Genomic DNA, 13,168 nt, shown 5'->3' with positions numbered 1-13,168 from the left:
AGAACCGGCCCTTCTGAAAACATCGATACCACTCCGGCCTGAAGCCGGATCCAGGCCCTAGAACGGGATGTCGTCGTCGAGATGGCTGGAGGACGAACGCCCGCCGCCGCTACCACCGCCCGACATGGCCGGCTGGCGCGAGCCGCCGCCACCGCCGCTGCCCATCGCGCTGGAGCGGCCGAACGAGCCGCCGCCGCCCGAGCGGTCATCCGCGTAGCCGCCGCTGCTGCCACTGCCCTCGCCATATTCGTCGGAGCCGCCCTGGCGGCTGTCGAGGATGGTGAGCTCGCCGCGGAAGCGCTGCAGCACGATCTCGGTGGTGTATTTCTCGACGCCGGACTGGTCCTGCCATTTCCGGGTCTGGAGCTGGCCCTCGATATAGATCTTCGAGCCCTTCTTCAGATACTGCTCGGCGACCTTCGCCAGGTTTTCGTTGAAGATCACGACCGAGTGCCACTCGGTGCGCTCCTTGCGCTCGCCGCTCTGCTTGTCGCGCCAGGTCTCGGAGGTGGCGATACGCAGATTGACGACAGGCTCGCCGCTGCCGAGGCGGCGCACTTCGGGATCGCGCCCGAGATTGCCGACCAGAATGACCTTGTTGACGCTACCAGCCATGACAGGCTCCATTTCCTGCGCACTTCACACAAACCGGCCGCTCGACCGGAGCCGAACCCTATCGGCCGATGAAGGCATTATCAAGAATGTTCTTGTTTTGTTCAAGTGCCTGTTTCGAGGTTGTCCCCTGCTGATTCGGTGGTGTCTCACCGCGGCGTCTGCCTTGCCCCGAGGATGGCCTGCGCCATCCGGTCGAGCAGCACCGCGAGCAGCACGATGCCGAGCCCGCCGACGAAGCCGAGGCCGGGATCGGCCCGCTGCAGGCCGAGCAGCACGACCTCGCCCAGCCCCTTGGCGCCGATCATCGAGGCGACCACGACCATGGCCAGCGCCATCATGATCGCCTGGTTCAGCCCCTGCAGGATCACCGGCCGGGCAAGCGGCAGTTCGATCAGCCAGAAGGCCTGTCGCGGCCTGAGGCCCAGTGCCCGCGAGGCCTCGACCAGCCCGGCATCGACGCTGCGTAAGCCGAGCTCGGTCAAGCGTGCGAAGGGCGGCAGCGCATAAACCAGCGTCGCGACGAGGGCCGGCGCGCGCCCCAGCCCGAGCAGCATCGCCACCGGGATCAGGTAGACGAAGCTCGGGATGGTCTGCATGAGGTCGTAGAGCGGCGCCAGCGCCCGGCCGAGCCGCGGAATCCGGGCGGCGGCGACGCCGAGCGGCAAGCCCAGCAACCCGACGAACAGCACGGCGACAGTGACGAGGGCGAGCGACTGCATCGCCTCGCCCCAGATGCCGAGCCCGGCCAGCGCCAGCGGCAGGGCCGCCATCGCCAACGCAAAGCCGATCCGCCGCGTCGCCAGCCAGGCCCCGGCAGCGACGGCCAGCACGAAGGCGGGAACCGGGACATGCTGGAGCAGCGTCTCGACCAGGCGGACCGGGGCCGTCAGCACCGAACCGACACCATCCAGACCGCCGCCATAACCGATGACGAGCGCATCGACCGCCCGGTTGACGGCGCCCTGCAACGCCTTGCCGAAATCCGGCACCAAGGCAGTGGTCACAGGCTCGACGCGACCTTGCTGGCGACATCGGCCGGCAGCCACTTCTTCCAGATATCGCCTTGAGTCTTCAGGAAGACGAGCGCCTGCTGCTCGGGCGTGACGCCCTTCTCGCGCGCCTCGGCCAGCATTTTCGAGGTCACGTCGCTGGTCGTGCCATAGCTCTTGAAGAAGGTCGCGAGCTGCGGCGCCTTCTTGGCGAGATCGATATTCGCGCCGATCACGACCTTGCTCATCGGATAGGCGGTGGCGCGCTTGGGATTGTCGCTGGCCTTGAGATCGGCCCAGACCGCCGCATCGAAGGGCGCTTCCTCCAGCTTGACGAGGTCATAGGCGCCGAGCAGCCAGCTCGGGCCCCAATAGTAGAACACCACCGGGCGCTTGCGCTTGAGCGCGGCCTCGATCGCGGCGACCAGCGCCTCGCCCGAGCCGCCGCGCGTATTGGTGAAATCCTCAGCGAGCCCGTAGATCGCGAGCTTCTTGGTGTTGATGCCTTCGCAGACCCAGCCGGCGACGCAATTGTAGAAACGCCCCTTCCCCGGCTCTTCGGGATCGACGAACAGCGCCTTGTAGCGCTTGAGATCCTCCGGCTTCTTGAGGTCCGGCGCCTTGGCATCCGGCCCGGAAACGAGATAGCGCGGCACGAACCAGCCCTCACTCGCATCGGGGAATGTGGTGCCCAGCGGCTCGACCTTGCCGGCATCAGTCGCCTTCACCCAGGCATCGACCGGGTTGGCCATCCAGATCTCCATGACGATGTCGACATCGCCGCGCGCCAGGCCGTTGACCAGCGGGGCGATCACGCCCGGCACGCGCTCGACCTTGCAGCCGAAGCCGCGCTCGGCGATCGCGCTGGCGAGGGCGGTGTGGAAGGCGGCGGAATCATAGTCGAGCCCAGCCATCTTCAAGGGGCGGTCGAGCTCGCAGGCCATGGCCGGTGCACCGAACCCGAGGCCGAGCGCGAGGGTTGCTGCTCCAAGAAGGGCCTTCATCATCGTCGCTCCCCAAACCGATCATGGCAGAAGCCGCCGGGGCCGATCGCGCCGGCGGTTCGCGCTGTAACGCAGGGCCGGACGAATTGATCCGTTCTTCCGGGCTCCTTGTGAGGCAGCATCGCTCAATCGCGGCGGCGAGGCGAGGCCGATCCTGTCATCGCCGGTCAGCAGCCATGCAGGGCAATGCATCGGCGCTGATACCGGACCGGCGCGTGCCCGGACGATTCCGATCGCCCCGACGGAGGCCATGAGCTAGGCTGGCGGACGGCAGACGGCCCCCGGCATAATGGACGACTTCTCCGTGACAGACAGCAATCGCATCGTCCTCTCCAGCGATCACGCCGCCATCCCGCTGCGGCAGGCCATCGCCAGGCATGTCGCCGCGCAGGGCTGGGACGTGGTCGATATCGGCCCGACGACGCCGGAGAGCACGCCCTATCCCCGGCATGGCGAAGCGGCGGCGCGGCTGGTCGCTGCCGGCGATTGCCGGCTCGGCATCATCCTGTGCGGCACCGGCCAGGGCATCATGATGGCGGCGAACAAGGTCAAGGGCATTCGCTGCGGGGTCTGCGCCGACACATTCTCGGCCCGCATGATCCGTGAGCATAACGACGCCAACATGCTCTCGATCGGCGCGCGCGTGGTCGGCGAAGGGCTGGCGCTCGCGATCGCCGATGCGTTCCTGGCCGCCGAATTCGAAGGCGGCCGGCATGCGACGCGGGTGGAGATGATCGCGGCGCTGGAGGGGTAGCCCGGGTCTGGTAATCCAGGGTCCGGTTCCGACCCGTTGCCGAACTCCGATCCGGCTGTCAGGCTGCACCCCGGAGGTTCCCATGAGCGAAGACGGCAGTCGGGTTGAGCAGCGTATCCGAGCCAGCTTTGCGAAACAGGGCCTGATGACGACCCTCGGCGCAACCATCGCAACCGTGGAGCCCGGCGCTGTCGCCATCGAACTGGCGCCTGCTCCGACAATCTCTCAACAGCACGGTTTCGTTCATGCCGGCGCGGTAAGTGCCATTGCCGATAGCGCAGCAGGATATGCCGCCCTCTCTATGATGCCTATGGACCGCGGGGTGCTGACTACAGAGTTCAAGATCAACCTCTTGGCTCCAGCCGCTGGTGACCGGATCATCGCCCGAGGGAAGGTCGTGAAAGCGGGACGCACTCTGACTCTGGCCCAAACCGAGGTGTTCGCGGAGAAGGATGGCCGATCGCGATTGATCGCCCTGCTTACCGCAACGCTGATGGCCGTCGAGGGGCGGGACGGCATTGCCGACTGATGTCGGCTTCCGACCCTTGGTCGACGCTCCGGGAGAAAATCCTCCCCAAGCGCTGGGATGCCGGATCGCGAAAATCCGGCGCGCCGACCGGAGGTTCACCCAACGGTAACCATCCAAGCCGATGTATCTCCTCAGCCTTGTCCGAGAGATACCCGATGCTGACCCGCCGATCGTTTACGTTTCCCGCCCTCTCCTTCGCAGCCGCAGGCCTGGCCGGATGCGGATCGCGAAGCATCGTCGCGCTGCCCGAGATCGACGTCGGCCAAAGCCCGAGAGGCCTGGTGACGCGCACGCTCGCCCAGCCGAACTATGCCGCGGTCTATGCCGAGTATCCCGGCGAGAAATTTCCGATCGCCGCCATCGACTACCAGCGGATCGATACCCGCTATCTCCGCCAGACCGTCGCGTTTCCGCGCGACGATAAGCCCGGCTCGATCGTGGTCGATCCCGCCGGCTATCACCTCTACTTCGTCGAAACCCCGCGCGTCGCGACGCGTTACGGCGTCGGCGTCGGGCGCGAGGGCTTCGGCTGGTCCGGTGCGGCCCGCATCAACATGAAGCGGGACTGGGCCGACTGGGTCCCGCCTCCGGAAATGATCGAGCGTGACCCCTCGATCCGATCCCAGCTCGAGATGACACCGCGCGGACTCGGCGTGCGCGGTGGATCGAAAAGCCCGCTGGGCGCACGGACCCTGTATCTGTTCGGCGAGGGACGAGACCTCGGCTATCGAATCCATGGCACGTTCGAGCCCTATACGGTGGGTACGAACGTTTCGTCGGGCTGCATCCGGATGATCAACCAGGACATCGCCCATCTCTATGCGCGCGTGGCGCCCGGCACTCCCGTGACGGTGCTGCCTGCGTGACGTCGGCCACCTGAACGGCAGCCAACGGATCGGTTCATGTTCTGTTGAGGCGCCGCGTGATCTGATCAGCGTCGAAAGGAGTTTGCCATGCGCAAGCTGTTGATCTTCACTGCGATTGCACTCGGCAGCGGGCTGGCCGTGCCAGCCATGGCCTCCGAGGCCGTGCCGAGGGAGCTCGCCCAGCGTCTCGACAAGGCGACGGTCGCGTATTCATGGTCGGCTGCAGCCGAGCGGCGGCACATGATCATCGAAGAGACCATGCGCCAGCAACGCTACGGTCGCGGCTATGGTTATGGTCGGGGCTACGGCCCGCCGCGCGGCTACGGCCCGCCTCCGGGTTACGGTTACGGCTACGGTCGTGGACCGGGCTGGGGGCCGCCGCGTTATGCCCCGCCGCCTCCCGACTGGTGGTAATCTGTTTGGTGGTAACTCTGAGAGCGACGGGCAACCGTCGCTCTTTTCTGTTGCGTGGGCCTGCCTGACGCCACCGAATGTCGGCGACCGGTCCAGGCAGACGTGAAAACCCGACGGGATGACGTTTGGCATCTTGTCGAGCGACCGAAACCCTGCACGTCAACCTGATGCCGCGGATTGTCCCGGGGACGGTTTCCAGCTTCAATGTCATGCGAATAACGGAAGGCGAAAGCGGAGCTGTCCGAAGCTGCCTCTCGCACCGATTCCGGAATGCAGCGAGGAAGCCAGCCGTGTTGAAGCGATATGTCGCCTTGATCTTCATCCTTCTCGTGCCAACCGGCTGCGTCACACAAGATTCCGTTCCCAGAGCGCGAGCCGATGGGCCGGCCTATACGCAGCCAGGCATCGGTGCGCCTGCCCATCAGACGGATATGTTCGGGAGCGGCGTTCGCTGAGAATCGCCTCGGCCTCCTGACGCCGATCCGCGGCGTCGAGAGCTCCGCATCCCGGCGACCAATAAAAACCCGACAGGCCGAAGCCTGCCGGGTCGCTGCTGCGAGAGTGTCAGATCGCGTCAACCGCGCGGCGCAAAGGCCTTGAGCGCGGCGGCGGCCAGCGCCGATTTCAGGATGGCGCCGAGGATGAAGGGCGTCGCGCCGAGCGCAATCGCCTTGGACAGGCCGATCAGGGTGCCGAGCCAGGCGACGCCGATCACCAGGCAGAGCGCGTTGCCGGCGAGCATCGCGGCGAAGGCGAGGCCGACGCGGCTGCCGTTCCAGCCGCGCTGTGCCAGCCAGCCGGTCAGCGCCGCAGCGAAGGGGAAGGCCAGCAGGTAGCCGCCGGTCGGGCCGGCGAAATAGGCCGCGCCGCCGACCGCACCGGCGAAGACCGGCAGGCCCATCGCACCCTGCGCCAGCCAGGCGATGACGGTGACCGCGCCGAGGCGCCAGCCATAGAGCGCGCCGATCAGCGTCACCGCGAAGGTCTGCATCGTCATCGGCACCGGATACATCGGCACCTTGATCTGCGAGGACAGCGCCAGCAGCAGGCTGCCGACGATCACGGCGCCGGCCTGCCAGGCGAGCGAGCGGCTTTCCAGCCGCAGCGGGCTGAACGGGCGGCTGAGGGCAAGATCGGTCATGGTCACTCCTTGGTCGCGATCAAGATTATCTATAATTTTGATCTTTGATCTATGAGGAAGTCCATATCTCGCCGGAAAAGGCAAGCGCGCCTTTCGTGCGAAACCTCCCACGCCGGGGAAGGACTATGCTCAGCCGACGATGGCGAAGGCCTCTCGCGTCGCACCGGAGGCGGTGCGGACCGGGCGCTCGCCGATCCATTGGGCATGCCGCGCCAGCGTCGCGATCGCGGTTTCCAGATCGCCGTTGCGGAGCGCGCTCAGGATCGCGCGGTGGTCATGGTCGGTCCGGGATTCCCATTCCGAGCGCCAGGCCGAGAACAGGAAGCGCGCGCTCGCGGCATGGAGATCGTCGATCGTCGCAAGCAGCCGCTTCATGCCGCAGGGCGCGACCAGGATGCGATGAAAGCGGCGATTCGCCTCCTCCCAGGCCCGGACATCGGTGGCGGCGTCGCAATCGCGTCGCGCCTGTTCGGCCTTGTCGAGGATGGCGGCGGTGAGATGCGGCGCGGCATGGCGCAGTGCCAGCACCTCCAGCGCGGCCCGCATCGCCGCGACCTCCTTCACCTCCGACAGGTCGAAGGAAGCGACGCGGACGCCGCGGCGCGGCTCGCTGATCGCCAGCCCCTGCGCCTCCAGCCGGCGAAAAGCCTCGCGCACCGGGACATGGCTGGTCTCGAATTCCGCGGCGATATGATCCTGCCTGAGGCGCGAGCCGGGCTCGATCGTTCCGGCGATGATCCGCTCGGCCAAAACTTTGGCGATGCGGACGGCGATGGTGTCTTCGGCAGGCTTCGTCATGATTTATAGATAATTCGACTGCGCCCCGAAGTCGATTGCGATCGGTGCGATGATCCCCACATGAGAGCCTCGCCGATCCTGACGTTTCCTGTCAGGAAGACGGCAGCAGCCGGGACGGCTGCGTGCTATTCATGCCGGGCAGATCGCCGCGAGGCTGGAAAGGCCCGGCATTTGCCCTACATCTAGCGCTTCACCGCAACGGACGCCCCGATGGCCCGCAAGACCGAATCCGCCGCTGCCCAGGCTGCTGCGCTGGAAGACATGTTCGACCGCAACCGTGCGGCCGATCCGAACAGCCGCGCCATCACTGTGCGCGGCGCGCGCGAGCACAACCTCAAGAATGTCGATCTCGCCATTCCCAGAGACAAGCTCGTGGTGTTCACCGGCCTCTCCGGCTCGGGCAAGTCCTCGCTCGCCTTCGACACGATCTATGCGGAAGGCCAGCGCCGCTATGTCGAGTCGCTCTCGGCCTATGCCCGCCAGTTCCTCGAGATGATGCAGAAGCCCGATGTCGACCAGATCGACGGGCTCTCGCCGGCGATCTCGATCGAGCAGAAGACGACCTCGAAGAACCCGCGCTCGACCGTCGGCACGGTCACCGAGATCCACGACTACATGCGCCTGCTCTGGGCGCGCGTCGGCATCCCCTATTCGCCCGCGACCGGCCTGCCGATCGAGAGCCAGACCGTGCAGCAGATGGTCGACCGCATGGTCGAGCTGCCGGAGAAGACGCGCGGGTACCTGCTTGCGCCAGTGGTGCGCGGCCGCAAGGGCGAGTTCAGGAAGGAGATGGCCGACTGGCTGAAGCGCGGCTTCCAGCGCGTCAAGGTCAATGGCGAGTTCTACGAGATCCCGGACGCCCCGGCGCTGGACAAGAAGTTCAAGCACGACATCGACGTCGTGGTGGACCGCATCGTGATCCGGCCCGATCTCGGCGCGCGTCTCGCCGACTCGCTGGAGCAGGCGCTGGAGCTGACCGACGGCATCGCCGTCTTCGAATATGCCGACGAGAAGGAGGAGAACGGCGAGGCCAAGCGCGTCACCTTCTCCTCAAAATTCGCCTGCCCGGTCTCCGGCTTCACCATTCCCGAGATCGAGCCGCGGCTGTTCTCGTTCAACAACCCGTTCGGCGCCTGCCCGGTCTGCGACGGCCTCGGCCACGAGATGCGGATCGATCCGGACATGATCGTGCCGGACCATTCGCTGACGTTGAAGAAGGGCGCGATCGCGCCCTGGGCCAAGTCGACCTCGCCCTATTACGGCCAGACGCTGGAATCGCTTGCGAAGCATTTCGGCTTCTCGATGACAAAACCCTGGTCGGAGCTGCCGGAGAGCGCGCAGAAGGCGATCCTATTCGGCACGGGCACGGAAGCCGTGCGCATGGCCTATAACGACGGCCTGCGCAGCTACGAGGTGAAGAAGCCCTTTGAGGGCGTCATCACCAATATGGAGCGGCGCTGGAAGGAGACGGAGTCGGACTGGGCGCGCGAGGAGATCGGCCGCTTCATGTCCGAGACGCCCTGCGCCGCCTGCAACGGCTATCGCCTGAAGCCCGAGGCGCTGGCGGTGAAGATTGACATGCGCCATATCGGCGAGGTCTCGAAGCTCTCGGTCAAGGACGCGCTGGACTGGGTCACCGCCCTGCCCGCTAGGCTTTCGAAGAAGCAGAACGAGATCGCCCCGCGCATCCTCAAGGAAATCCGCGATCGCCTGACCTTCCTGCTCGATGTCGGCCTGGAATACCTCACCCTCGCCCGCGCCTCCGGTACGCTCTCCGGCGGCGAGAGCCAGCGCATCCGATTGGCCTCGCAGATCGGCTCAGGCCTGACCGGCGTGCTCTATGTGCTGGACGAGCCCTCGATCGGCCTGCACCAGCGCGACAACGAGCGCCTGCTCGGCACGCTGCGCCGCCTGCGCGACCTCGGCAACACCGTGATCGTGGTCGAGCATGACGAGGACGCGATCCTGACGGCCGACTATGTCGTCGATGTCGGCCCCGGCGCCGGCATCCATGGCGGCGAGATCGTCGCCAAGGGCACGCCGCAGGACATTCTCGACGATCCCAATTCGCTCACCGGCAAATACCTCACCGGCGAGATGTCGGTCGCGGTGCCGGCCAAGCGCCGCAAGGTCACGAGCGGCCGCAGCCTCAAGATCGTCGGCGCGCGCGGCAACAACCTGCGCAATGTCGATGTCGAGATCCCGCTGGGGATGTTCACCTGCATCACCGGCGTTTCCGGCGGCGGCAAGTCGACGCTGGTGATCGACACGCTCTACAAGGCGGTGGCGCGCAAGCTGAACGGCTCGATCGACCACCCGGCCCCGCATGACCGCATCGAGGGCATCGAGCATCTCGACAAGGTCATCGACATCGACCAGTCGCCGATCGGCCGTACGCCGCGCTCGAACCCGGCGACCTATACCGGCGCCTTCACGCCGATCCGCGAATGGTTCGCCGGCCTGCCGGAGGCGAAGGCGCGCGGCTATCAGGCCGGGCGCTTCTCGTTCAACGTCAAGGGCGGCCGCTGCGAGGCCTGCCAGGGCGACGGCCTCATCAAGATCGAGATGCACTTCCTGCCGGATGTCTACGTCACCTGCGACGTCTGCAAGGGCAAGCGCTACGACCGCGAGACGCTGGAAGTGAAATACCGCGACAAGTCGATCGCCGACGTGCTCGACATGTCGGTCGAGGAGGCGAAGGGCCTGTTCAAGGCGGTGCCCTCGATCCGCGACAAGATGGAGACGCTGGCGCGGGTCGGCCTCGACTATGTCAAGGTCGGCCAGCAGGCGACGACGCTCTCGGGCGGCGAGGCGCAGCGCGTCAAGCTCTCCAAGGAGCTGTCGAAGCGCGCCACCGGCCGCACGCTCTACATCCTCGACGAGCCGACGACCGGCCTGCATTTCCACGACGTCGCCAAGCTCATGGAGGTGCTGCACGAGCTGGTCGACCAGGGCAATTCGGTGGTGGTGATCGAGCACAATCTCGAGGTGGTGAAGACCGCCGACTGGGTGATCGACATGGGCCCGGAAGGCGGCGACGGCGGCGGCCAGGTGGTGGCCGAAGGCACGCCGGAGGACATCGTCCGCATCGGCAAAGGCCACACCGCGCGGTTTTTGAAGGAAGTGCTGGAGCGGCGGCCGATCAAGAAGGGCAAGACGGTAGCGAGGCAGGCGGCGGAGTGAGAGGCGATGGGCATCGCGGCCGCTAGTTCGGCTTCTGCACCACCGCAGTGACTGTGCAGCTCGAATTTATGACGTCATAATTCTTGCCGTTGATTCGAACCCGCTGACGGTGGATTGGATGTACGAGTATCGAGAAAGTAGACTGTGGCAAGCAGCATTTAATACCGATAATGCTCAAACTCCATACCAAAAAGCTGCTATAGAAAGATTAATTGAAGCATATCAAAGACTCGAATCTCGCGTAAAGCCATTAATTGAGAATATACCTCAAGATTGCCACGGCCTCACGATACACGATATCAGCCACTGCCACCAGCTTTGGTCAGTTGCGGATCAAATATGTGGCGACAATTACTCCATAAATCCTCTTGAAGGATTTGTGTTAGGTGCTGCGTTTTTAATTCATGACGCCGGCTTAACTGCCGCTGCGTATCCGGGCGGATTGACTGCAATACGAGAATGCTCGCTCTATAAAGATATTCTATCATACAAGCGAAGATCTCAAGATCGAGATAAGAATCGGCCAGATTCTACGGAATACTCTGACACGAATATAGAAAAGCAAACTCTCTTTGAGACGTTGCGTGAACTGCATGCATTAAGAGCCGAACGATTGCTTGAGCTTAAATTCAGGCACCCACTTGTAAATTTTGATTATAACCTTATAGATGATTTAGATTTGTATCTAGATTGCGGGGATATTATTGGCCTTATCGCGGCTAGTCATCACTGGACATTTAAAAAGTTATCAGATCGGTTTGGAGACCCACTTACACCACCCGCCGCCTTTTCATGGTGGACGATAGACGCCTTTAAGTTAGCCTGCATACTGCGTTGCAGCGATGCGTGCGCTATCGACGAACGGCGCGCGCGAATTATGCCATTTATTCTACTTCAGCCAAGCGGCGTCTCGCTGGATCATTGGGACTTTCAGGCTCGATTGAAGCCTGGCCTGCTGCGGAACGGGGCACTCCTGTTTGAGTCGAAAATAGCATTCAACCGAGACAACATGTCGTCATGGTGGACAGCGTTTGATTCAGTATCAGTCGCAGACCGGGAACTACGTGACTGCGACAAAGAAATCAGAGTCAGGATTCAGCGACAAAGTCATCACGATCTAAAACGTTTCGCTGCGATCAATGCTGAGGGCGCAAATGATCCGGAGAGGTTGAAGCAATTTATTAAAGTGACCGGCTGGTTGCCGGTTGATACCGCTGTTCGCATCGGCAACCCGGTCTCATTGATTGAAAAGCTTGGCGGATGGGCGCTTTACGGAAACGATCTTATTGCTCCCGCAAGAGAGTTAATCCAAAACGCCGCCGACGCGATTAGAGCGAGAGAACACCTGGGAACAAATACTGTTTACAAAGGTATTATTGAAATCGACATTCTCATAGATGAAAAATCTGATTTATTTAGTCCTTGCAAAATCGTCATTTCCGACAACGGCATTGGGATGCCCCCTGAAATAATGCACGGAACACTACTTAATTTTGGAGAGTCTTTATGGACTAGCCCCCGATTACCATTTACCTATCCGGGGCTATCAACCAACACTAATTTTAGGCCGACCGGTCAGTTTGGTATAGGATTTTATTCAGTGTTTATGATCGCAGACCAAGTGTCTGTCACGTCGCGCACGTGGGAAGATGGCGTCAAATGCGCCAAAACGCTCCACTTTCAGCAAGGCGTCAGAAGCAGAGCTGAATTGCGCGATTTTGACGAAAAGCTTGACACCAATTATGTCGGCGATCGCGTCACGTCGGTTGAGCTTAATATAAGCCGGCCGACTTGGATTCAATATGTTTCACAGCAATCCTCGTCAGTTTTTGACGAAGACGATCAAAGCAAAAGTGTTTTCTGGAGCAATTTTGAGTTAACATTTTCAAGGCTGGTTTTTGCACTAGGAGTAGAGTGTAGGCTAAAAATCGGATCTTCGGCTCCTAAAACTATAAATAATACAGATATATTTTTGAGCAGCAACACTGAGTTTGCTGACCGTTACAATAATATTATGATTGATAAAAGAGATCAGCGCCGGAAATTGTCGGATAGCGAAATACCGCTAATAAGAATAATCTCTAGTAACGACGGAAGCCTCCACTCACGAGGGATCATCGATGTTAAAGAGGATCGAGGGTGGATCCATGTTGGCGGCTTATCCGTATTCAACCGAGCCGATGGGCTGATCAAAGGAATTGTCGCGTGCCACCCAGGCACCGCTGCTAGGCAGGGCGGCTATCGTGTTGCTTCAAAAGCTGAGCTTCAAGAATGGGCTTCACAGCAACTTCGATTGGTTTTTGAACACGAACTGAGCAATGAAGAACGTCTAGCCGCTGTCGCCGCGGCTAGCACGATTGATGTTGACGTCTCTTCGGATGCTCTAATGCGCGTAAACGAAGATATTTTAAACATTCGACATTATATCAAATCAATTGATAGACGAATCAATCTGCTTTTGCCGATTGATCGAGACCCGCTGAGTCGAAAATTTTATGAAATATCCTCGAATTCAGCCCGGCATGGTATTAGTTTATCTGATATTGGTGATTTGAAATTCGATGGAATAATAACAGGCAATCACAGCCTTAACAATATTTACTGCAGGATATCAAAAGACTTATCTATCGAAAGCAATCCAAATACATTGTTTTCGATATTGATAGAGTCATTAAAAGAATATGGCTATGTATTTGATATATTAGGGCCTCGCGACTTCTTCTTAGGAAATTATACGGGCCCTGATGGTGGAAGGGGTAGATTACTGGATCGAAATTTGAAGACCGGTGATTCAATTTCATCTTGGGGAATATCAATCGAAATTTCCTTGACGGACTGATGTTCGTTTATCCCCGCCCCTCCTGACCCGCCCTAT

At 61.6% G+C, this 13,168-nt stretch carries 11 protein-coding genes; 6 read left to right on the top strand and 5 right to left on the bottom strand.

All coding sequences use genetic code 11. The features are described from left to right. Positions 1 to 57: 57 nt before the first annotated feature. The 3 genes from ssb to BLQ70_RS17695 form a co-directional block, all read right to left on the bottom strand. Positions 58 to 615: a single-stranded DNA-binding protein gene (gene ssb / locus BLQ70_RS17705; protein ID WP_091859269.1), complete on the bottom strand. Its 558-nt coding sequence runs from the start codon at positions 613 to 615 to the stop codon at positions 58 to 60. 146 nt (positions 616 to 761) lie between these two features. Continuing rightward, on the bottom strand, positions 762 to 1,619 hold the full coding sequence (locus BLQ70_RS17700; RefSeq protein WP_091859266.1) for an ABC transporter permease: 858 nt from the start codon (positions 1,617 to 1,619) through the stop codon (positions 762 to 764). Further along, positions 1,616 to 2,611 (bottom strand): ABC transporter substrate-binding protein, encoded by a 996-nt coding sequence (locus BLQ70_RS17695; RefSeq protein ID WP_210184317.1) that lies wholly within the window; start codon positions 2,609 to 2,611, stop codon positions 1,616 to 1,618. Before BLQ70_RS17695 ends, BLQ70_RS17700 begins: the two co-directional genes overlap by 4 nt. A gap of 301 nt (positions 2,612 to 2,912) precedes the next feature. On the opposite strand from BLQ70_RS17695, the gene rpiB reads away from it, so the two are divergent. From rpiB to BLQ70_RS17675, 4 genes are all read left to right on the top strand, one after another. Next, positions 2,913 to 3,362 (top strand): ribose 5-phosphate isomerase B, encoded by a 450-nt coding sequence (gene rpiB, locus BLQ70_RS17690; RefSeq protein WP_091859738.1) that lies wholly within the window; start codon positions 2,913 to 2,915, stop codon positions 3,360 to 3,362. An 82-nt stretch (positions 3,363 to 3,444) separates the two neighbouring features. After that, entirely contained in the window at positions 3,445 to 3,891 is a 447-nt protein-coding gene (locus tag BLQ70_RS17685) for a PaaI family thioesterase (protein WP_091859263.1), read from the top strand. A gap of 281 nt (positions 3,892 to 4,172) precedes the next feature. Beyond that, positions 4,173 to 4,757 (top strand): L,D-transpeptidase, encoded by a 585-nt coding sequence (locus BLQ70_RS17680; protein ID WP_244512068.1) that lies wholly within the window; start codon positions 4,173 to 4,175, stop codon positions 4,755 to 4,757. Positions 4,758 to 4,844: 87 nt separating this feature from the next. Then, on the top strand, positions 4,845 to 5,171 hold the full coding sequence (locus tag BLQ70_RS17675; RefSeq protein ID WP_061967985.1) for a hypothetical protein: 327 nt from the start codon (positions 4,845 to 4,847) through the stop codon (positions 5,169 to 5,171). A gap of 574 nt (positions 5,172 to 5,745) precedes the next feature. Here BLQ70_RS17675 and BLQ70_RS17670 read toward each other — a convergent pair. Both BLQ70_RS17670 and BLQ70_RS17665 read right to left on the bottom strand, forming a co-directional pair. Beyond that, positions 5,746 to 6,312, bottom strand: coding sequence for a biotin transporter BioY (locus tag BLQ70_RS17670; RefSeq protein ID WP_091859257.1), 567 nt, complete (start codon positions 6,310 to 6,312; stop codon positions 5,746 to 5,748). Positions 6,313 to 6,441: 129 nt separating this feature from the next. After that, on the bottom strand, positions 6,442 to 7,110 hold the full coding sequence (locus tag BLQ70_RS17665; RefSeq protein WP_091859255.1) for a GntR family transcriptional regulator: 669 nt from the start codon (positions 7,108 to 7,110) through the stop codon (positions 6,442 to 6,444). Positions 7,111 to 7,320: 210 nt separating this feature from the next. Here BLQ70_RS17665 and uvrA point away from each other — a divergent pair, with 210 nt between their 5' ends. Beyond that, complete coding sequence (gene uvrA / locus BLQ70_RS17660) at positions 7,321 to 10,293, top strand: excinuclease ABC subunit UvrA (RefSeq protein WP_091859252.1); 2,973 nt, start codon at positions 7,321 to 7,323, stop codon at positions 10,291 to 10,293. A gap of 118 nt (positions 10,294 to 10,411) precedes the next feature. Continuing rightward, positions 10,412 to 13,132 carry an HD domain-containing protein gene (locus BLQ70_RS17655; protein WP_091859249.1) on the top strand — a complete coding sequence of 907 codons (2,721 nt, stop codon included), beginning with the start codon at positions 10,412 to 10,414 and terminating at the stop codon, positions 13,130 to 13,132. Positions 13,133 to 13,168 lie beyond the last annotated feature (36 nt).

This window comes from Allobosea robiniae (genome assembly GCF_900102525.1).
Classification (GTDB): Bacteria; Pseudomonadota; Alphaproteobacteria; order Rhizobiales; family Beijerinckiaceae; genus Allobosea; species Allobosea robiniae.
Note: the sequence above shows the minus strand (reverse complement) of the source record. Positions and strands in the feature narration are given on the sequence as shown.

Coding starts and splice junctions, on each gene's coding strand:
- ssb (WP_091859269.1), bottom strand. CDS start 615: ATGGCTGGTAGCGTCAACAAGGTCATTCTGGTCGGCAATCTCGGGCGC.
- BLQ70_RS17695 (WP_210184317.1), bottom strand. CDS start 2,611: ATGATGAAGGCCCTTCTTGGAGCAGCAACCCTCGCGCTCGGCCTCGGG.
- BLQ70_RS17685 (WP_091859263.1), top strand. CDS start 3,445: ATGAGCGAAGACGGCAGTCGGGTTGAGCAGCGTATCCGAGCCAGCTTT.
- BLQ70_RS17675 (WP_061967985.1), top strand. CDS start 4,845: ATGCGCAAGCTGTTGATCTTCACTGCGATTGCACTCGGCAGCGGGCTG.
- BLQ70_RS17670 (WP_091859257.1), bottom strand. CDS start 6,312: ATGACCGATCTTGCCCTCAGCCGCCCGTTCAGCCCGCTGCGGCTGGAA.
- BLQ70_RS17665 (WP_091859255.1), bottom strand. CDS start 7,110: ATGACGAAGCCTGCCGAAGACACCATCGCCGTCCGCATCGCCAAAGTT.
- uvrA (WP_091859252.1), top strand. CDS start 7,321: ATGGCCCGCAAGACCGAATCCGCCGCTGCCCAGGCTGCTGCGCTGGAA.
- BLQ70_RS17655 (WP_091859249.1), top strand. CDS start 10,412: ATGTACGAGTATCGAGAAAGTAGACTGTGGCAAGCAGCATTTAATACC.